The sequence below is a fragment of the Cupriavidus necator genome (genome assembly GCF_040578825.1).
GTDB classification, from domain to species: Bacteria; Pseudomonadota; Gammaproteobacteria; order Burkholderiales; family Burkholderiaceae; genus Cupriavidus; species Cupriavidus necator_E.
Genome location: NZ_JBEFLI010000032.1, coordinates 47,357 through 66,288 on the forward strand (window position 1 = coordinate 47,357; position 18,932 = coordinate 66,288).

Below are 18,932 nucleotides of genomic sequence, written 5' to 3' on the forward strand. Positions count from 1 at the left end.
GCCGCCGGGCTTGCGCCGGCCGGCGTGGCGTGGGGACGCCCCCCCAGCGGGTTCAGGTGTGCGGCGCGGCTTGGAACTGTGAACGCGCCGTTTGGTGGCGGAACAGCTGCTGCCTGGCTTCGGGCAGGCGCTGGCCGTTGACCGGGCGGGTGGCCGGGTTGGCGATGCGGTTGACGGTGACGTGGTCCCGCAGGTGGTCGCGTATGGGGACGCGAACCATCATCGAGGCATGGGCGATGCCTGCCAGTTCCATCAGGGTGCCCGGGCGCTGCTGCCCGGCAACGGGATCGGAAATGCCCTCGTACCAGCCACGGATGGCTCCGTGGATGTCGGCTTCTTTCATCTGACTACCCCCTGCATTCGCGACAAAAAATGCGCGGCCCCGGCCGTGCGCCCCCGCACACACCGGGATGTTTTTTCTTATTTCCGCTTATTGTTCGGCCGCTATCGGACGGCTCTGGCTGTGCTACGTGTCTGGTCTAGCAGACGTTTGGATACATTACCGCACTTGGGGGAAGACGGGGACATTGCCCGGCCCCTACTTCGGAGGGATGCCGCGTCCACGGCCCGCATGCGCCCGTCCGGGCTGTGCCGGCAGCGGCACATGATGCGATACCTTGGGCCGGAATCGTCAAAGCGTTGACCGTGATCAGGTAAAATGCCCGTTTCCCCGAATTTCAGCGAAATCTCGCGCCATCCACCGCCATGACCACTGTCCTGCGTCTTTCCGATCTGATTTCCCAAGGCAAAATCTCCGGCAAGCGGGTGTTCATCCGTGCCGACCTGAACGTGCCGCAGAACGACGCTGGCGATATCACCGAGGACACCCGCATCCGCGCCTCGGTACCGGCGATCGAAGCCTGCCTGGCCGCTGGCGCCGCGGTGATGGTGACGTCGCACCTGGGCCGCCCGACCGAGGGCGAGTTCAAGCCCGAGGATTCGCTGGCGCCGATCGCCACGCGCCTGTCCGAGCTGCTGGGCAAGCCGGTGACGCTGGTGCAGAACTGGGTCGACGGCGTCGAGGTGGCGCCCGGCCAGGTAGTGCTGCTGGAAAACTGCCGCGTGAACAAGGGCGAGAAGAAGAACAGCGACGAACTGGCGCAGAAGATGGCTAAGCTCTGCGACGTCTACGTCAATGACGCGTTCGGCACCGCCCACCGCGCCGAAGCCACCACCCACGGCATCGCCAAATACGCGCCGATCGCCTGCGCCGGCCCGCTGCTGGCCGCCGAGATCGACGCGCTGGGCAAGGCGCTGGGGCAGCCGGCGCGTCCGCTGGTGGCGATCGTGGCCGGCTCGAAGGTCTCGACCAAGCTGACCATCCTGAAGTCGCTGGCCGACAAGGTCGACAACCTGATCGTGGGCGGCGGCATCGCCAATACCTTCATGCTGGCCGCCGGGCTGAAGATCGGCAAGTCGCTGGCCGAAGCCGACCTGGTCGGCGACGCCAAGGCGATCATCGACATCATGGCCAGGCGCGGCGCGTCGGTGCCGATCCCGGTCGACGTGGTGTGCGCCAGGGAATTCAGCGCTACCGCCACGGCCACGGTCAAGGACGTCAAGGACGTCGCCGACGACGACATGATCCTCGATATCGGTCCGAAGACCGCCGCGCAGCTGGCCGATCAACTGAAGGCCGCCGGCACCATCGTCTGGAACGGCCCGGTGGGCGTGTTCGAGTTCGACCAGTTCGGCAACGGCACCAAGGTGCTCGCCGAAGCCATCGCCGATTCGAGCGCGTTCTCGATCGCCGGTGGCGGCGACACGCTGGCTGCCATCGCCAAGTACGGCATTGCCGACCGCGTGGGCTATATCTCCACCGGCGGCGGCGCGTTCCTGGAGTTCCTGGAAGGCAAGAAGCTGCCCGCGTTCGAAGTGCTGGAACAGCGCGCCGCTGGCTGACGCGGCTTGACGCTGCGGATTGACGCCGCTGTTTGACGCACCAGCCGGCCCCGGCACGCTGCCGGGTCCCCGGGCCATCGAGCTCTGAACAAGGAATTGTCGCGCATGACCCGTTCTACCAAGATCGTCGCCACCATCGGCCCCGCCTCCAGCTCGCTGGAGGTGCTCACGCGCATGATCGCGGCGGGCGTCGACGTGGTGCGGCTGAATTTCTCGCACGGCACCGCGCAGGACCATATCGACCGCGCCCGGCTGGTGCGCGAGGCGGCGCAGGCGTGCGGGCGCGAGGTGGCCATCATGGCCGACCTGCAGGGTCCCAAGATCCGCGTCGGCAAGTTCGAGCACGGCAAGATCACGCTGAAGGCGGGCGAGCCCTTCGTCCTCGATTCCAGTTGCAAGCTCGGCAACGAGGAGCGCGCCGGCCTGGACTACCAGGACCTGCCGCGCGATGTCGGCCCGGGCGACCTGCTGCTGCTCAATGACGGCCTGATCGTGCTGGTGGTGGACCGCGTGTTCGGCACCGAGATCTTCACCACCGTGCGCGTCGGCGGCGAGCTGTCCAACAACAAGGGCATCAACCGCCAGGGCGGCGGGCTGTCGGCGCCGGCGCTGACGGCCAAGGACATGGACGACATCAAGACCGCCATGGCCCTGGGCGCGGACTACGTTGCGGTGAGCTTTCCCAAGAACGCCACCGACATGGAAATGGCGCGCCAGCTGGCCGCCGTGGCCGGCCAGCCGCATGGCCACAAGGCCCGCATGATCGCCAAGATCGAGCGCGCCGAGGCCATCCACCCGGGCGTGCTGGAAGAAATCCTGCAGGCCTCCGACGGCATCATGGTGGCCCGTGGCGACCTCGCCGTGGAAGTCGGCAATGCCGCGGTGCCGGCGCTGCAGAAGCGCATGATCAAGCTGGCGCGCGAGGCCAACAAGCTGACCATCACCGCCACGCAGATGATGGAAAGCATGATCGTCAACCCGGTGCCGACACGCGCCGAGGTTTCCGACGTGGCCAACGCCGTGCTGGACGGGACCGACGCCGTGATGCTGTCGGCCGAGACCGCCGCCGGGCGCTATCCGGTGGAGACGGTGGAGGCGATGGCCGCGGTCTGCATCGAGGCCGAGAAGTCGGAGGTGGTGCAGCTCGACACCGACTTCCTGAACCAGACCTTTTCCCGCATCGACCAGTCCGTGGCGATGGGTGCGCTGTTCACCGCCTATCATTTGCAGGTGAAGGCGATTGCCGCGCTGACGGATTCCGGCGCCACCGCGTTGTGGATGAGCCGCCACCGCATCCATGTGCCGATCTACGCGATGACGCCCAACCTGGCCTCGCAGCGCAAGATGCAGCTCTACCGCAACGTGGTGCCGCTGCCGCTGCAGTCCAGCGCCGACCGCGATACCGCGCTGGAGCAGGCCGAAGAACTGCTGCTGGCGCAGGGCGTGGTGCAGCGGGGCGATTTCATCGTGCTGACCATCGGCGAGCCGATGGGCCAGCCGGGCGGTACCAATACCCTGAAGATCGTCAGGGTAGGAAGCTGATTCGGGCACCAAGCGCCGACCGAAGAATACGCAGAGACACCCCATTTTTATTTAGGAGTTAGACATGCCACTCGTATCGATGCGCCAGCTGCTGGACCACGCGGCCGAGAACAGCTACGGCCTGCCGGCCTTCAACGTCAACAACCTCGAACAAGTGCAGGCCATCATGCAGGCCGCCGACGAGGTCAACGCGCCGGTGATCATGCAAGCCTCGGCCGGCGCGCGCAAATACGCCGGCGAACACTTCCTGCGCCACCTGATCGAAGCCGCGGTAGAGGCTTATCCCCATATTCCGGTGGTGATGCACCAGGACCACGGCCAGTCGCCGGCGATCTGCCAAGGCGCGATCGACCTGGGCTTCTCGTCGGTGATGATGGACGGCTCGCTGCGCGAAGACGGCAAGACCCCGGCCGAATACGACTACAACATCGACGTGACCCGCAAGGTGGTGCAGCTGGCCCACGCCGTGGGCGTGACCGTCGAAGGCGAACTGGGCTGCCTGGGCTCGCTGGAAACCGGTGAAGCTGGCGAAGAAGACGGCATCGGCGCCGCAGGCGTGCTGGACCACTCGATGCTGCTGACCGATCCGGAGCAGGCCGCCGACTTCGTCAAGGCCACCCAGCTCGACGCGCTGGCGATTGCCATCGGCACCTCGCACGGCGCCTACAAGTTCACCCGCAAGCCCACCGGCGATATCCTGGCGATCAGCCGCATCAAGGAAATCCACGCCCGCATCCCCAACACCCACCTGGTGATGCACGGCTCGTCGTCCGTTCCGCAAGAGCTGCTGGAAGAGATCCGCAAGTTCGGCGGCGACATGAAGGAAACCTACGGCGTGCCGGTCGAGGAAATCCAGGAAGCGATCAAGTACGGCGTGCGCAAGATCAACATCGACACCGACATCCGCCTGGCCATGACCGGCGCGATCCGCCGCTTCTTCGCCGAGAACCCGAGCAAGTTCGACCCGCGCGAATACCTGAAGCCGGCCCGCGAAGCGGCCAAGCAGGTGTGCAAGGCGCGCTACATCGCGTTCGGCTGCGAAGGCCAGGCCAGCAAGATCAAGCCGGTTTCGCTGACCGACGTCGCGCAGCAGTACAAGTCGGGCAAGCTGGCGCAGGTCGTGCAGTAATGTCCCTTGTCCGCCTTCCTCGCAAGCGGAAGGCGGATTGCAGTTCCGGCCGCCGCGGCACGCATTTTGCGCCCGGCGGCTTCGCCGTTTTATCGGAACCATCATGTCCAACGCTCTCTACCAGTCCTCCATCCAATCGCTGCCGCTGCTGGGCCACGGCAAGGTGCGCGACAACTATGCCGTCGGCGATGACAAGCTGCTGATCGTCACCACCGACCGCCTGTCGGCCTTCGACGTCATCCTGGGCGAGCCGATCCCCGACAAGGGCCGCGTGCTGAACCAGATGGCGAGCTTCTGGTTCAGGAAGCTCGCGCATATCGTGCCGAACCACGAGACCGGCATCGCGCCGGAAACCGTGGTCGCGGCGGAGGAAGTGGAGCAGGTAAAGGGCCGCGCCGTGGTGGTCAAGCGCCTGCAGCCCATCCTGGTCGAAGCCGTGGTGCGCGGCTACCTCGCCGGCAGCGGCTGGAAGGATTACCAGGCCACCGGCAAGGTGTGCGGCATTGAGCTGCCGCCGGGCCTGCAGAACGCGCAGAAACTGCCCGAGCCGATCTTCACCCCGGCCGCCAAGGCCGAGATGGGCGAGCACGACGAGAACATCTCGTTCGCCGAGGTCGAGGGCCGCATCGGCATCGCGCTGGCGCGCCAGATGCGCGAGATCTCGATCCGCCTGTACAAGGAAGCGGCCGAGTTCGCCGCCACGCGCGGCATCATCATCGCCGACACCAAGTTCGAGTTCGGCCTGGACGACAATGGCGTGCTGACGCTGATGGACGAGGTGCTGACCGCCGATTCGTCGCGCTTCTGGCCGGCCGATTCGTACCAGGTGGGCACCAACCCGCCGTCGTTCGACAAGCAGTTCGTGCGCGACTGGCTGGAAGCCGTGCGCATCGACGGCAAGCCGTGGCCGAAGACCGCGCCCGCGCCGAAACTGCCGGATGACGTGATCGAGAAGACGGCGGCGAAGTATCGTGAGGCGCTGACGCGTCTGACGGGCGAAGAACTGAAGTAATTTTTTGACTCCCAGACGGTGTTCTCCCTCTCCCCTCAGGGGGGAGGGCCGGGGCGAGGGGTGGTTTAGCAAGGCGCCACGTGTCAGGACGCGCCGGCCCTCTCCCCCGGCCCCTCTCCCGCAGGCGGGAGAGGGGAGCAAACAAGAAGGATCTTGAAGTGAGTAATACGCAAAACCCGCTGGTCGGCGTCGTGATGGGCAGCAGTTCCGACTGGGACGTGATGCAGCACGCGGTGGCCATGCTGAAGGATTTCGGCGTGCCATTCGAGGCCCAGGTGGTGTCCGCGCACCGCATGGCCGACGACATGTTCCGCTATGCCGAGAGCGCGCGCAGCCGCGGCATCCGCGCCATCATCGCCGGCGCCGGCGGTGCCGCGCACCTGCCGGGCATGATCGCCGCCAAGACCATCGTGCCGGTGTTCGGCGTGCCGGTGCCGTCGAAGTACCTGCGCGGCGAGGACTCGCTGCTGTCGATCGTGCAGATGCCCAAGGGCGTGCCGGTCGCCACCTTCGCCATCGGCGAGGCGGGCGCGGCCAATGCCGCGCTGCACGCGATCGCCACGCTGGCGACCACCGATGACGCGCTGGCCAACGCGCTGGAAGCCTTCCGCGCGAAGCAGACCGAAGCCGCGCGAGCGATGACGCTGCCGCTGTAATCTCTCCGGACATCCCACGGAACCGAGCAATGCCCACCGATATCCATCCCTACCTCTCCGAAGCCCACACGCCGGAATCGCGCGCCGAATTCGGTGTCGACCGTCCCGACGCGCCCATCCTGCCCGGTGCGTGGCTCGGCATGCTGGGCGGCGGCCAGCTCGGCCGCATGTTCACGCATGCGGCGCAGGCCATGGGCTATCGCGTGTGCGTGCTCGATCCCGACCAGGACAGCCCGGCCGGTGCGGTGGCCGACAAGCATATCTGCGCGCAGTACACCGACGAGGCCGCGCTGGCCGAGATGGGCAAGCTGTGCCAGGCGGTGAGCACCGAGTTCGAGAACGTGCCGTCGCTGTCGCTGGACCGGCTCGAGCAGCTCGGCGCCTTTGTCGCGCCGCGCGGCTACTGCGTGTCGATCGCGCAGAACCGCATCGGCGAGAAGAAGTTCTTCGCCGCCTGCGCCGAGCGCACCGGCGTGCCGCCGGCCCCGCACTGGGTGATCCAGCACGACGCCGATGTCGACCAGCTGCCCGACCACGTGCTGCCCGGCATCCTGAAAACCGCGCGCATGGGCTACGACGGCAAGGGCCAGGCGCGCGTGAAGACGCGCGACGACGTGCGCGCCGCGTGGAAGGCCATGCAGCACGTGCCGTGCGTGCTGGAGCAGATGCTGCCGCTGGCCTATGAAGTCTCGGTGCTGGCCGCGCGTGCCGCGGACGGTTCCACGGCCACCTGGCCGCTGGCGGAGAACGTGCATCGCGACGGCATCCTGTTCTCGACGGTGATGCCGTCGACCAGCGTCTCGCCCGAGATCGCCAACCGCGCCCGTGCCGCCGCGGCGGCCATCGCCACCGAGATGGGTTATGTGGGCGTGCTGTGCATCGAGTTCTTCGTGCTGACCGACGGCTCGCTGGTCGCCAACGAGATGGCGCCGCGCCCGCACAACTCCGGCCATATCACCATGGACGTGTGCGAGACCAGCCAGTTCGAGCAGCAGGTGCGCGCGATGGCGCGGCTGCCGCTGGGCAACACGCGCCAGCATTCGGCCGGCAAGATGCTGAACCTGCTGGGCGATGTCTGGTTCGAGTTCGGGCTGGAACGCACGCCGGCGTGGGACGAGGTGGTGGCGCAGCCCGGCGCCAAGCTGCACCTGTACGGCAAGAACGACGCGCGTCCGTCGCGCAAGATGGGCCACGTCAACTGCATCGGCGAGCATGCCGAGGCGGCCGATGCAGCCTTTGCCGCGGCCGCGCAGGCGCTGCATATCCCGCTCTGATATCCGCTCTGATTCCACGCAAGGAACACGATGTCGCTGCGCACGCCCACGGCTGCTGAACTCGATGAAGCCGTCCGCCTGCTCGAGGCGGGACAACTGGTCGCTTTCCCCACCGAGACGGTCTACGGACTGGGCGCCGACGCCGAGAATCCCGAGGCGGTCGGCCGCATCTTCGCGCTGAAGGGACGGCCGTCCAACCACCCGGTGATCGTGCATGTGGTCGATGGCGCGGATATCAGCTACTGGACCGACGAGGTGCCGGAAGCCGCGCAGAAACTGATCGATGCGTTCTGGCCGGGGCCGCTCACTCTGATTTTGAAGCGTGCTGCGCATATCGATGCCGCGGTGGCGGGAGGGCAGGACAGCATTGGCTTGCGGTGCCCGTCGCATCCGGTGGCGCAGGCGCTGCTGGCGCGCTTCAAGCGTGGGCGCGGCGGAGTTGCGGCGCCTTCGGCGAACAAGTTCGGGCAGGTGAGCCCGACCACCGCGCAGCATGTGCGGGATGAATTCGGCGACGCGGTCTATGTGCTGGAAGGCGATGGGGTCGAGGTCGGGATCGAATCGACCATCGTCGACCTGTCGCGCCTGAGCGCCGGCGTCGGGCCGGTCTTGCTGCGACCCGGTGCCGTCACGGTGGGGATGCTGGCGCAGGTACTGGGCGAGGCGCCGTTGCCGCCCGATGCCGCCGCGCCGCGCGCTTCAGGTACCCTGAAGGCCCATTATGCGCCGCACACGCCCTTGTTGCTGGCGGATGCGCAAGCCGCCGCCGCGCGGCTGGTCGCCCTGCCGGCCGATGCGCGCGTGGCATGGGTAGGACGCGCGCCGCTGGCCGATCAGCGCTGCACGTGGGTGCAGGCGCCGGCCGATGCTGCCGCGTATGCGCAGGAGCTGTACCGGTTGCTGCGCAAGCTCGACAAGCAGGGTTTTTCGCAGTTGGTGTTCGAGACGTTGCCTGAAGGGCAGGATTGGGCGGGGGTGCGGGATCGGTTGGAGAGGGCGGCGGCGGCGTTTGGCGGCTAAGGCTGCGCCCTCTGCCGCCTGCACCACCGTGCCCCAGCGCTCTGCGAGCCAGCCCGGCAGCTGACCACAGGAAAATTCCCAATCGCATGGGAAGGCGGCCAAAAGTTGATTCGAAGCAACGATCCTTTTGGGCAGACGTCGGATATCTCACGGGCGAACTGTCGCACAGCAACCAGCACATCCCTTGCGATGAGGCTGCAGCTGACCAGCCTGGAGAAATCATGACATTGCCCGGATCACCCGACGCCTTGGACACGCCCGCCGGCCAGACGCTGGTTACGGTTTCTGAGTTGCATCGCCTGACGGAACTCCTTCATTGCCCCTATGAGATCGACGCTCAGTGCGACAGCGATGGATTTTGGTTCGTGACCTTTACGATCGCCGAACGACGCTATGTGCTTGCCACAGTAAGGGGGCGAACGCGGCGCTGGCGGCAACTGGAACCGGTTCTGGCGTTCCTGCACGAACATTGCAGGCACCCTGGCGCAATCCGGCTGTATACCGCGTCATGGTTATTCTGCGGAGCGGGCCTGCCCGGCGACAAGGTCCTTCTCGCCTAGCGCGCGCCACAGCATTACAGCGCCGCCCATCACGGCCAGGCTTCCACTGATGACGAACACCAGGGGAATGCCGAGTAGCCTCTGCATCGAGGCACCCAGTAGCGGACCCACGACCAGCGCGCCAAGCTGCGCGCTCCGCGCGGCAGCACTGATCGAGCCAATTGCCTCGGCTGGACCTTCCTGCTGAAGCGTGACTCCGAAACTCATTGCGGTCAGGCCATAGGCGCAGCCATTTGCCATCCATAGTGCAAGCCACAACGGAAGCATGATCGCTACGCCGCCTGCGGCGAGGCCTCCAGGGAGCAGCACGGTCAGCCCGAACGCTACCAGTCCGGCAGATGGCAGGTGCCGGCCGTACCGCCGATGCAATGTGCGGAAAGTCAGGGCGCCCGTCAACGCGCCGCCCGCAGTGCAACTTACGATCATTCCGAATGCCGCTGGCGGCATGCCTTCCTCCTTCAGGAAGAGCGAAAGCTGTGGGTCGTACACGCCGAGAATGGCCGACAGCCATAGCATGCATGCAAAAGCCTGCCGAAACCGGCGATTTTCGCGGGCCAGCTGCAACAATGGCCCGGAATGCCACTTGGGACGGGTAGACACGGCCCGCCGCGTACGAGAGGGCGCTGCCCATCTCAATGCAGGCAGGCAGAAGATGCCAACCATGGCCAGCGCTGCCGATAGCCACAGCCCCGCGGCCGGCCGATAGAGTACAGTGACACCTGCCGCCGCCAACGGCGCACAGATCTTGGTGAGTTGATCCACCGCAGTCATGACACTCGCGTTCGACACGAGTTGCTCTTTGTTCAGCATCGAACGAATCAGAATCTGCTCCGCAGGCATTGCACCAAGGTTGGCAATCCCCTTGATCAGCACAAGCAGGACGAAGACATGCAGGTCAGGCGCCACCATGAGCAGCATTGATGTGACGCCGCGAGCGAGATAGCTGAAGGCCAGCATCACGACGGGATTGCGGCGATCCGCCAGCCCTCCCAGGAACGGTCCAAGCACAAGCCCCGGCAGCCCATATAAGGCCGAGGACACGCCGATGGTTATCGCGTCAGCATGCCAGTGGTAGGCGAGAAGCGAGAAGATCAGAGTGAAATCCAGCCACAGGGCGACTGAGCTGGTGCAACGCGCCGCCACTAGTGCCTTGTATCCCGGAACTGTGTTGAGGCTAGTCATCGGATCTCACTTGCATGTGGTTTGCCAATCGCGCTGGAATAGCGTCCCCTCTATCACAAAGCCATCCAGTCCGGCCTGCTCCGCATAGGAAACCAGATCGGAGGTGCGATTGACAAAGCCAGCGCCATGAAAATTCAGGGAGGTATTGCAGAGAACCCCATAGCCAGTTCTCGCCTTGAAGGCGGTAAGCAGTCGATGAAGTCCCGGATTCTGCGAGGCGCTTACGCTCTACACTCGCGCTGACCCATCCACGTGAGTCGTCGCCTGGAGTGCGGGCGATCTGGCCCTGCTGAAATAGAGCATGAAGGGGCTGGGCCGAGACAGATCGAAATGCGCTTGCAAGTCTTCCTCCAGGCATACTGGCGCAATCGGCCGGAAGAACTCTCTGCGCTTGATCGCATTGATTCGATCGAGCGTTGACCGATGGAATGGCGCGGCGACGATCGATCGGTTCCCAAGTGCACGTGGTCCAATTTCGGCAGGGCCGCTGACTATGGCCAATATGGCCCCGTCGTGTAGTAAGGCCGCGATATCCTCGATGCGCGATGTTCGCCTGCGAAAGCCACCAAGCCCCTCTGCGGCTTCATAACCCACGTCGTCGAGAAAGGACTGGCCGGAGTAGACGGTCCACTCGAGTTTTGCATCTCCCGTGAGATGCCACTGGGCATCTGCGGCAGAGCCAATTGCCGATCCCGTGTCGTTCGGGCAAGGGGGTACGAACACATCGGAGAACAGACCCGAATCCAGCCATGCCCGATTCCACTCGCAATTCAGCCCACATCCCCCGGCGATCAGCAACGGCCTCCGCTCATGCACCAACGATGTGATCTCTTGATAGAAGATGTCAAAGATGCGGTCACTAACCAGCCTTGCCAAGCGCTTGGACTGTTCTGAGGCCACGCCACTGTTGAAGATGGCGAAATCGCGAAAGTCAGACTTCAGGAACTGCGGCGGATCGGAAAGGTTTGAGAAGAGGGCGTCCAGTATGGCGGCCTCCTCGGCGGACGGCTTCACGGCTTGTGCATAGGCCGCCAGTGCCATCTGCTTCCCGGCGTCGCCTAGCCTGATATGTCCCCGACCAAGGGAAAATGACGGGTCAGCAAGCCCATAGGCAAACGCATAACGAATACCTGGTCCAACCATGATCTGCCTGACGCGGCGAAGCGTCAGCGCTTCATCTATCTCGTAAAAGGCGCCAATGTGTCCTTCCCAGATCAGCGCATAGCACGGTTGTCCTTGCGGGAATGGCGACATCGCATATGCACTCATGAGATGGGATCGTTCGTGGGACGACGTGACGAGCCATATTTTGCGCCCGAGCAGTTCGATCTTGGTCAAGCTTGGCTCCCGCAGGCCCACGTACCCACCGCCGATGGGGCGTCCAGAGACCTCTGACCCGACAGCCCAGCCGCTGACCACCAGCGCGTCGGGTCTCTCAGTCACGTGCCGCAGTGCTTCCAACATCCCGGCAATGTCCAGGGGCGCGTAGCGCATGCCCGAGTCCTTTTCCGATTCAAAGGAAAAGATGAGGCGGCCACCCGCGACGTACGCCACAGTGCCGTCATGACCCGGCTTCAGGGAAAGCAGCCGCATCATTGGGCCTCGGCGTTAAAACGCCGTAAACTTTCCAGTGCCTCACTAGCGACGGCTCCGCCACCTACGCCAGCGCCAAGAAATTTAATATTTTCTGTTTATATTTACAAATGTAAATCAGATTGCGCGATTAAATTTCAATCGGCGTTTTCGACTTTCATTTGTGGAAATGTCTTTGCGGAAGGCGGAAGCAGGCCACAGAGATTGAAATCTGTGAGCGTATTCCGCAAAAATAGCGCCTCGCGTGGTGCGATCTAAGATAGCGCTAAGATGGGCGGAGCAGCCGGGCAGGCCCCGATTTCGATAATGAAATCAATCTTCGCTGGACAGCTACCAATTTGACACGACATGACATGGCGGCGACGAGGTGTCGTCACTCAGCACAGGACGTCGCCATGAGGTACTGATTCGAAGAGGAGGGCGCCCCCCGGAGTACGCTCTCAGCCCGCAAACAATCGCAATCCGGTGTACACCGCCATCCCCACTGCAATCATCCCCACCATCCGCCGCGTCAGCAGGTAGAACGCGGTGGCCACCACCCCCGCCACCAGCTTGTAGTTCGACAGCGCCACGGTGAAATGCCCCTGCCAGGTCATCAGGTCCGGCAGGATGATCGCCGCCAGCGCCGCTGCGGGCGCATAACGCAGGGCCCGCTGGATACGGTCAGGCACCGACACGTGCTCGCCGGCCATCAGGAACAACGCGCGTGTCAGCACCGTGACCACGGCCATGCCAACCAGCGCGATCCAGATCTCGACATGGCTCATGCGCGGTCTCCCGGCGGCGCGTCAGCCGCGTTGCCAATCGGCGGGGATTTGCGCTTGCGGATACCCCGCAGCGCCGCACGAGCTGCCAGCTCGTCGCTGGCCATGCCCGCAGCAATCGCCCCCACCACCGCCACCACCAGCCCAAGCCGGTACGGCAGATCAAAGCACAACAATGCCAACACCGCCGAAATCACCACAGCCATCAGCGTCGAGCGCGAATTGATCGTGGCGATCATCACCGGGATCAGCGCCATGGTGCCGGCCAGCCCCAGCCCCCAGCTGTCGGGGAACAGGCTCGCCAGCACGATGCCGAGGATCGACGACACCTGCCACATCGCGAAGTTGGTCAGCGCCATGCCCCAGAAGTAGCCTTCCTTGCCGGGCTCATAGCCCGGCGTCGAATACTTCTGCAGGAAGTAGACAAAATGCAGGTCGCCGTTGAAGAACCCCAGCACGGTGCGCCGTGCCAGCGTCAGGTAGCTGAAGTGCGGCTGCATGGCGGCACTGAAGATGACGAAGCGCAGGTTGACCATGGCCGCGGTCAGCCAGATGGTCCACAGCGGCAGTCCGGCGGCGAACAGCGGTAGCACCGCCAGCTGCGCCGAGCCGGCGTAGACCAGCAGCGACATGCCGATGGCTTCGGGCACCGTCAGCACCGATTTGCTCATCGCCACGCCGGTCACCAGCCCCCAGGAAAACACCGCGGGAAGGGATGGGGCAAAGCGGCGCGCGCCGGCCATGAAGCCGTCGCGTTCGGCGGGTGAGAAGCGATGCCACAAGCGCAACCACACCGAGGGTTGTCGGGAAGTCATGTCAGAGGAAAGGGGCAATGCAGGCCCGGGCCGGGGGCTGGCCCGGAAAGCTGCCGCCGCAGCACGCGGCAGCACCCTGGCATTATAGGGTCGGAATGCGCCCTGGTAAGTGGGCACTTAACAAAATGAGGCGCTGGCGTTGGCGGCAGGCTACGCGGGGTGGCCTATGCGCCAACAGCGGCGCAAGCTCAGGGCGCGCCGCGATACACCCACTGCATCAGCGCGTCGTGCGCTTCCTGAGCCTGCGACGCGTTTGGGTGGTTGATCATGCTCACCAGCACGTAGCGGTTGCCGTCTTCCGCGTCGACATAGCCGGCCAGAGCGCGCACATCGGCCAGCGTGCCGGTCTTGAGGTAGCCGCTGCCGGCCGCGCTGGCGCGGGTCAGCCGGTTGCGCAGCGTGCCGTCGACGCCCAGCACCGGCAGCGAATCGACCAGCGCCGGGCCGACGTTGCTGGCCGCGGCCTGCTGCAGCAGGCGCGCCATGTCGTAGGCGCTGATGCGTTCCTCGCGCGACAGGCCGGAGCCGTTGTCCAGCACCAGCCCCGGCATGTCCAGCCCCTGCTTCGCGAGCCAGCGCCGCACCACGCGGATCGAGCGCTCGGGGCTGGCCGGGCCGCCGCGGTCCAGCTCCGCGCCGATGGTCAGGAACAGCTGGCGCGCCATCACGTTGTTCGAGAACTTGTTGATGTCGCGCACGATGTCGGACAGCGGCAGGCCATAGTGGCGCGCCAGCAGCACCGCGCCGCGCGGCACCTTGCCGCTGCGCAGTGCCGGCAGATGGGTAAAGCGCCCGCCTGCGCGCTGCCATTCGGCGACGAAGCCGCCCCAGGTGAATTCCGCGTGCGACAGCGTGGCGATATTGAGCACGTGCTCGCCGCAGTCGCTCGAATAGTCGCCGGCGAACGATGCCAGCACGGTGCCGTCGGTCTGGGGCTGCAAGTTGGGGGTGGCGCGGCTTTGCCAGTCGCCGCAGCGGCCATTGGTCAAGGCCAGCTGGTTGTCGAGCTTGAGTTGCGCCAGTTCCGGCGTGACGCTGACCGCCACCGTCTGCGTGGCGGGATCCGGCGTCAGCGTGAACGACAGCGTCTTGAAGGCATAGAGCAGCGCATCCGGGCTGACGTTGTAGGCGCGCTGCGCCTCGCCGTCGATGGTGCCGTTGCCGTCGAGGCCATCGGCAAAATAGCTGCGGTCCAGCACCAGGTCGCCGTTGATGGTGCTGGCGCCGGCGGCGCGCGCGCTGGCCACCAGCCTGGCCATCTGTTCCGGCACCAGCTTGGGATCGCCGCGCCCGCGCAGGTAGACGTTGCCGGTGACGGTGCCGTCGCCGGTGGGCTGGGCATCCGCGTAGAGCGAGGTCTGCCAGCGGTAGTCCGGGCCCAGCAACTGCAGCCCGGCGAAGGTGGTGACCAGCTTCATGGTCGACGCCGGGTTCATCGGCTGCTGCGCGTTCCAGCTGGCGCGCGCGGTGGTCGCGCCCAGCCTGACCACGTAGAAGCTGGCGGCCGAGGCGGGCACGCCGGCACGGCGCAGCGCCGCGGCCACCTGGGCCGGTATGCCGGCCTGGACCAGTGCGGGCTCGGCAGCCCTGGCGGCTTTGGCAGCTTTGGCAGCCTTGACTGCCTTGGCGGGCGGCTTGGCGTGCGCGGGGGCAAGGGCCGGACTGCCAACCAGCAAGGCGGCGGCGAGCAGGGGCGACAGAAGGGGCGACAGCCGGCGCATCAGCGCGCCCGGCCGCGATGCGGTGGCGGTTGTTCTTGGCATGGCGGCCATGTTAACGCATGGCAACCGGCAAGCGGATGACAGCGCCTTCAGCTTGCGCGCGGCGGCGCGAGGCGGCCCAGCAGCGTTTTCAGCGTGGCCTGTTCCGCCTCCGTCAACGCCGTGCCCACATGCGCGTCATGCGCGACCACCGCCTGCGTGGCCGCTTCCAGCGTGCGGCGCCCGGCGGGGGTCAGCACCAGGCTGTAGGCGCGGCGGTCGCCCGGCGCGGGACGGCGCGCGACCAGCTTCATCTCTTCCAGCGCATCGACCAGCAGCACCGCGCCGGAACGGGCGATGCCGAGGATCTGCGCCAGCTCGGTCAGCTTCAGCTGCGGGTTGCGCGAGATGATCACCAGCGCCGAGAACCGCGGCGGCGTGATCTGCCACTGTGCCAGCGACAGCACGAAGTCTTCGTAGATACGGATCTGCGCGCGGCGGATGGCGTAGCCGATCAGGCTGTCGAGCACGCCATAGTCGACATTGGGCACATGCGGGTCGAAGCCGCTCTCGACGTGTCCGGCCGCCGCGCCCGCCGGATCCGGCGCAAGCGGATCGCGCGCCTTGCGCCGCGTGGCGGCGCGCGCGCTGGCGGTCTTGCCTGCTGCGGCGGGTGGGGCGCCGGATGCGTCGGGATTCACTTGAGCAGTTTCCAGTTGCCGTTATCGATTGTCAGCATAACGCGGCCGCGCTGGTCAAAGCCATAGTGGTCTTGCGCACTGAAGTTCAGCACGCCGTGCGACACCACGATGTCGCGCTCGCTCTCCAGCGCCTGGCGCAGCGCCTGCCGGAACGCCGGCGTGCCCGGTTTGGCATGCCTGAGCGCCACCGGCACGATCCGCTCCAGCACCAGCCCGGCATCGTAGGCATGGGCACCGAACTGCGTGCGGGTGTCGGCGCCGTACTGCTTCTCGTAGCGGGTCACGTAGTCCAGCGCCGGCTTGCGCACCGGGTCGCCCGCCGGCAGTTGCTCCGGCACGATCACCGGCCCGGCCGGCAGGATCGCGCCATTGACCAGCCGTCCGCCGATGCGGATCAGGTCTTTGGTGGCCGCGCCGTGCGTGTGGTAGATGGTCCCGCCGTAGCCGCGCTCGCGCAGCGTGGTGTGCGGCAGCGCCGCGCCGGTGCCCGCGCCGGCGATCAGGATGGCGTCGGGTCTGGCGGCGATCAGCTTGATAGCCTGCGCGGTCACGCTGGTATCGGCGCGGCCGTAGCGCTCGGTGGCGACCAGGCGGATGCCGTTGGCGGTGGCGGCGGCGGTGAAGTCCTTCAGCCAGGTCTCGCCGTAGGCGTCGGCAAAGCCGATAAAGCCGATGGTCTTGACGCCGTTGGTCTTGGCGGTGGCGGCCACGGCATTGGCCATCAGCCGCACCGGCTGGGCCAGCCGGAAGGTCCAGGCGCCGCGGCCAGGCTTCAGCTCGATCGGCGAGAATGCGAGCTGGACGGTCTGGCTTTCATCGGCGACCTCGGCGATAGCGATCGACGGAGCCACCGCGGACGAGCCGAGGATGATGTCGACCTTGTCCTCGGTGACGAAGCGGCGGGCGACCTTGGCGCCTTGCGTGGGGTCGGAGGCGTCGTCCAGCACGATGTAGCGGACGGCTTCGCTGCCGATTTTCTGGGGCAGGTAGGGCAGGGAGTTTTTCTGCGGGATGCCCAGGGAGGCGGACGGGCCGGTGGTGGAGAGGCTGATGCCTACGGTGATGTCGGCCAGGGCGGTACCGGTGCAAAAGGCAAGGGCGGTGGCGAGCGCGAGGCGGGCCAGCTTGTTGGGGGTCAGGGGCGCCATGGTGTCTCCTCTGTCTTGGATGGTCTTGTTCGGGCGGCTTTGGTGCACCCAAAACCGTTGGCTTCGGCGCCTATTTGTTGCTCTGCATCGACTGCCGATCAAATCCCGCCAACTGCTTATACCGCAGCGAAATCGCCTCCAGCTCGGCCCGCGGGATCACCTGCCCGATATCGGCAAAACCTTGCGGCGCGCGTTCCTCCGCAAGCTGCATCACCTGCTCCGGCCCGTTCATCCGGTTGCGCAGCACGATGCCCGCGGTGCGCGGCAGGCGCTCGGCCTCGTACTCGCGCAGCGCATAGCCGGTGTCGGGCGTGCCCAGCAGGCTATCCACGAGATAGCGCGCATCCAGGATCGCCTGCGCGCTGCCGTTCGAACCGATCGGGTACATCGGGTGCGCGGCGTCGCCCAGCAGCGTGACGCGGTCGAAGGTCCAGCGCGGCAGCGGGTCCTTGTCGACCAGCGGGAATTCATAGATGGCTTCGGCGCCGTCGATCAGTGCGGGGATGTCGATCCAGTCCCACTGCCAGCCGGCGAAGGCGGCGCGGAACACTGACTTGTCGACCTGCTTGTTCCAGTCGCTGCGCGGCGGCGTGTCAGGCACGCTGTCGGGTACGCGCAGCTCGGCAATCCAGTTGACCAGCGAGCGGCCCTGGCGGCGCAGCGGCTCCGAGATCGGATAGGCGACGAATTTCTGGTCCTGGTGGCCGGCCATGAACATCGAGCGGCCGTCGAGGTAAGGCGGCGCCTCGGTGACGGCGCGCCACAGCATGCGGCGCGAGAAACGCGGCGCGTCGCCGGTGGGATAGAAATGCCCGCGCACAGCGGAGTGGATGCCGTCGGCGCCGACCAGCACGTCGGCGCTGGCCTCGACCCCGGCACCATCGCCGCGGCGGCGCAGTCCGAAGCGCACCGTCCCGTGCGCGCCGGTATCCAGCACGGTTTCAAACGTATGCCCCGTATGCACCGCGCCCGCGCCCAGCCGCTCGACTACGGTGCGGTGCAGCAGCATCTGGAACTCGCCGCGATGGAGCGAGAACTGCGGCCAGTCGTAGCCGGCGGCAAGGCCGCGCGGCTCATGCCAGATGCGCTGGCCGAGCTTGTTGTAGTACGACAGGGACGAGGTCTCGATGGCGATGTCGGCCAGCGCATCGCGCAGCCCCAGCTCGGACAGGATGCGCACCGCGTGCGGCAGCAGGTTGATGCCGACGCCCAGCGGGCGCAGCGTTTCGCTGGCTTCCCAGACTTCGGCCTCGATGCCGTGGCGATGGCACAGCAGCGCCAGCGTCAGTCCGCCGATGCCGCCGCCAGCGATTGCGATCTTCATGGTGTCTCCCCGCACTGCATCCGGTCGATGCGTAATTTGTTATTGAGTATAACAATGCGCACCGGTGCGGGAAGGCGGGGAAAGCCCCGGAAGTGACCTGTCCGGGGTCAGGAAAAACCCGCGCTCAGCCGAGCGCGGTGCCGTCCGCTCTGGATGGCGCCGCCTTCGGCGACGGCACCGGGAACACGATGTCATACAGCCAGTTGTACACCAGCGCATAAACCATGTAGAACCCCGCCACGGCGATATCCATGATCAGCGCGTCGAGCAGGCTGATATCCAGGTACCAGGCCACCGACGGCAGGAACACCACCAGCAGCCCCAGTTCGAACAGGATCGCGTGCAGCACGCGCACCAGCACCGACTTGCGCACCTGGCCGGTGATGCGCAGCATCGCCTTGTCGAACAGCAGGTTGTACAGGTAGTTCCAGCCAGCGGCGATCAGCGACGCGACCGCGCCGAGCAGGCCCATCTGGTGCAGTCCATAGCCGAACACCCAGCTTGCCAGCGGGGCGAAGATCAGCAGGCCGATCGCTTCGAAGCCAATGGCGTGGCGGATACGGTCCCGGGTATTGCGCATGGGTTTCTCCTGCAGGGCAAATTCAGACCG

The 18,932-nt window shown here is 65.9% G+C and carries 17 protein-coding genes and 1 pseudogene; 8 read left to right on the forward strand and 10 right to left on the reverse strand.

The window, feature by feature from the left end; genetic code table 11:
• Window positions 1-52 precede the first annotated feature (52 nt).
• Window positions 53-343: a hypothetical protein gene (locus AB1I47_RS17310; protein WP_354684967.1), complete on the reverse strand. Its 291-nt coding sequence runs from the start codon at window positions 341-343 to the stop codon at window positions 53-55.
• Window positions 344-705: 362 nt separating this feature from the next.
• Between AB1I47_RS17310 and AB1I47_RS17315 the strand changes: the two genes are divergently transcribed.
• The 8 genes from AB1I47_RS17315 (at window position 706) to AB1I47_RS17350 (ending at window position 9,095) form a co-directional block, all read left to right on the forward strand.
• Complete coding sequence (locus AB1I47_RS17315) at window positions 706-1,902, forward strand: phosphoglycerate kinase (protein WP_354684968.1); 1,197 nt, start codon at window positions 706-708, stop codon at window positions 1,900-1,902.
• 105 nt (window positions 1,903-2,007) lie between these two features.
• Window positions 2,008-3,444, forward strand: coding sequence for a pyruvate kinase (pyk, locus tag AB1I47_RS17320; protein WP_354684969.1), 1,437 nt, complete (start codon window positions 2,008-2,010; stop codon window positions 3,442-3,444).
• A gap of 64 nt (window positions 3,445-3,508) precedes the next feature.
• A complete protein-coding gene (gene fba, locus AB1I47_RS17325) occupies window positions 3,509-4,573 on the forward strand; it encodes a class II fructose-bisphosphate aldolase (protein ID WP_354684970.1) in 1,065 nt (354 codons plus the stop codon).
• Window positions 4,574-4,676: 103 nt separating this feature from the next.
• Window positions 4,677-5,585: a phosphoribosylaminoimidazolesuccinocarboxamide synthase gene (locus AB1I47_RS17330; RefSeq protein WP_354684971.1), complete on the forward strand. Its 909-nt coding sequence runs from the start codon at window positions 4,677-4,679 to the stop codon at window positions 5,583-5,585.
• A gap of 194 nt (window positions 5,586-5,779) precedes the next feature.
• Window positions 5,780-6,241: a 5-(carboxyamino)imidazole ribonucleotide mutase gene (purE, locus tag AB1I47_RS17335; protein WP_407935853.1), complete on the forward strand. Its 462-nt coding sequence runs from the start codon at window positions 5,780-5,782 to the stop codon at window positions 6,239-6,241.
• A gap of 29 nt (window positions 6,242-6,270) precedes the next feature.
• Window positions 6,271-7,515: a 5-(carboxyamino)imidazole ribonucleotide synthase gene (locus AB1I47_RS17340; protein ID WP_354684973.1), complete on the forward strand. Its 1,245-nt coding sequence runs from the start codon at window positions 6,271-6,273 to the stop codon at window positions 7,513-7,515.
• A gap of 30 nt (window positions 7,516-7,545) precedes the next feature.
• Entirely contained in the window at window positions 7,546-8,535 is a 990-nt protein-coding gene (locus AB1I47_RS17345; RefSeq protein ID WP_354684974.1) for an L-threonylcarbamoyladenylate synthase, read from the forward strand.
• 221 nt (window positions 8,536-8,756) lie between these two features.
• Entirely contained in the window at window positions 8,757-9,095 is a 339-nt protein-coding gene (locus tag AB1I47_RS17350; RefSeq protein WP_354684975.1) for a hypothetical protein, read from the forward strand.
• Here the strand turns inward: AB1I47_RS17350 and AB1I47_RS17355 are convergent.
• From AB1I47_RS17355 to AB1I47_RS17395, 9 genes and pseudogenes are all read right to left on the reverse strand, one after another.
• Window positions 9,048-10,277, reverse strand: a complete 1,230-nt coding sequence (locus AB1I47_RS17355) for an MFS transporter (RefSeq protein WP_354684976.1) — start codon at window positions 10,275-10,277, stop codon at window positions 9,048-9,050. The two genes, AB1I47_RS17350 and AB1I47_RS17355, sit on opposite strands and share 48 nt — an antisense overlap.
• A 6-nt stretch (window positions 10,278-10,283) precedes the next feature.
• Window positions 10,284-11,873: pseudogene (locus AB1I47_RS17360) on the reverse strand (carbamoyltransferase C-terminal domain-containing protein).
• A 437-nt stretch (window positions 11,874-12,310) separates the two neighbouring features.
• Entirely contained in the window at window positions 12,311-12,637 is a 327-nt protein-coding gene (locus AB1I47_RS17365; RefSeq protein ID WP_354684977.1) for an AzlD domain-containing protein, read from the reverse strand.
• Window positions 12,634-13,449 (reverse strand): AzlC family ABC transporter permease, encoded by an 816-nt coding sequence (locus AB1I47_RS17370; RefSeq protein ID WP_354684978.1) that lies wholly within the window; start codon window positions 13,447-13,449, stop codon window positions 12,634-12,636. The genes AB1I47_RS17365 and AB1I47_RS17370 overlap by 4 nt, the downstream gene beginning before the upstream one ends.
• 188 nt (window positions 13,450-13,637) lie before the next feature.
• Window positions 13,638-15,221, reverse strand: a complete 1,584-nt coding sequence (gene dacB, locus AB1I47_RS17375; RefSeq protein ID WP_354684979.1) for a D-alanyl-D-alanine carboxypeptidase/D-alanyl-D-alanine endopeptidase — start codon at window positions 15,219-15,221, stop codon at window positions 13,638-13,640.
• A gap of 38 nt (window positions 15,222-15,259) precedes the next feature.
• Window positions 15,260-15,850, reverse strand: coding sequence for a MarR family winged helix-turn-helix transcriptional regulator (locus AB1I47_RS17380; protein ID WP_354684980.1), 591 nt, complete (start codon window positions 15,848-15,850; stop codon window positions 15,260-15,262).
• Complete coding sequence (locus AB1I47_RS17385) at window positions 15,847-16,998, reverse strand: ABC transporter substrate-binding protein (RefSeq protein WP_354684981.1); 1,152 nt, start codon at window positions 16,996-16,998, stop codon at window positions 15,847-15,849. Before AB1I47_RS17385 ends, AB1I47_RS17380 begins: the two co-directional genes overlap by 4 nt.
• A 70-nt stretch (window positions 16,999-17,068) precedes the next feature.
• The gene (locus tag AB1I47_RS17390) at window positions 17,069-18,322 is read right to left on the reverse strand and encodes a flavin-dependent oxidoreductase (protein ID WP_354684982.1); all 1,254 of its coding nucleotides are present in this window, start codon (window positions 18,320-18,322) and stop codon (window positions 17,069-17,071) included.
• A 124-nt stretch (window positions 18,323-18,446) separates the two neighbouring features.
• Window positions 18,447-18,902 carry a PACE efflux transporter gene (locus tag AB1I47_RS17395; protein WP_354684983.1) on the reverse strand — a complete coding sequence of 152 codons (456 nt, stop codon included), beginning with the start codon at window positions 18,900-18,902 and terminating at the stop codon, window positions 18,447-18,449.
• Window positions 18,903-18,932 lie beyond the last annotated feature (30 nt).

Coding starts and splice junctions, on each gene's coding strand:
- AB1I47_RS17310 (WP_354684967.1), bottom strand. CDS start 343: ATGAAAGAAGCCGACATCCACGGAGCCATCCGTGGCTGGTACGAGGGC.
- AB1I47_RS17315 (WP_354684968.1), top strand. CDS start 706: ATGACCACTGTCCTGCGTCTTTCCGATCTGATTTCCCAAGGCAAAATC.
- pyk (WP_354684969.1), top strand. CDS start 2,008: ATGACCCGTTCTACCAAGATCGTCGCCACCATCGGCCCCGCCTCCAGC.
- fba (WP_354684970.1), top strand. CDS start 3,509: ATGCCACTCGTATCGATGCGCCAGCTGCTGGACCACGCGGCCGAGAAC.
- AB1I47_RS17330 (WP_354684971.1), top strand. CDS start 4,677: ATGTCCAACGCTCTCTACCAGTCCTCCATCCAATCGCTGCCGCTGCTG.
- purE (WP_407935853.1), top strand. CDS start 5,780: ATGGGCAGCAGTTCCGACTGGGACGTGATGCAGCACGCGGTGGCCATG.
- AB1I47_RS17340 (WP_354684973.1), top strand. CDS start 6,271: ATGCCCACCGATATCCATCCCTACCTCTCCGAAGCCCACACGCCGGAA.
- AB1I47_RS17345 (WP_354684974.1), top strand. CDS start 7,546: ATGTCGCTGCGCACGCCCACGGCTGCTGAACTCGATGAAGCCGTCCGC.
- AB1I47_RS17350 (WP_354684975.1), top strand. CDS start 8,757: ATGACATTGCCCGGATCACCCGACGCCTTGGACACGCCCGCCGGCCAG.
- AB1I47_RS17355 (WP_354684976.1), bottom strand. CDS start 10,277: ATGACTAGCCTCAACACAGTTCCGGGATACAAGGCACTAGTGGCGGCG.
- AB1I47_RS17365 (WP_354684977.1), bottom strand. CDS start 12,637: ATGAGCCATGTCGAGATCTGGATCGCGCTGGTTGGCATGGCCGTGGTC.
- AB1I47_RS17370 (WP_354684978.1), bottom strand. CDS start 13,449: ATGACTTCCCGACAACCCTCGGTGTGGTTGCGCTTGTGGCATCGCTTC.
- dacB (WP_354684979.1), bottom strand. CDS start 15,221: ATGGCCGCCATGCCAAGAACAACCGCCACCGCATCGCGGCCGGGCGCG.
- AB1I47_RS17385 (WP_354684981.1), bottom strand. CDS start 16,998: ATGGCGCCCCTGACCCCCAACAAGCTGGCCCGCCTCGCGCTCGCCACC.
- AB1I47_RS17390 (WP_354684982.1), bottom strand. CDS start 18,322: ATGAAGATCGCAATCGCTGGCGGCGGCATCGGCGGACTGACGCTGGCG.
- AB1I47_RS17395 (WP_354684983.1), bottom strand. CDS start 18,902: ATGCGCAATACCCGGGACCGTATCCGCCACGCCATTGGCTTCGAAGCG.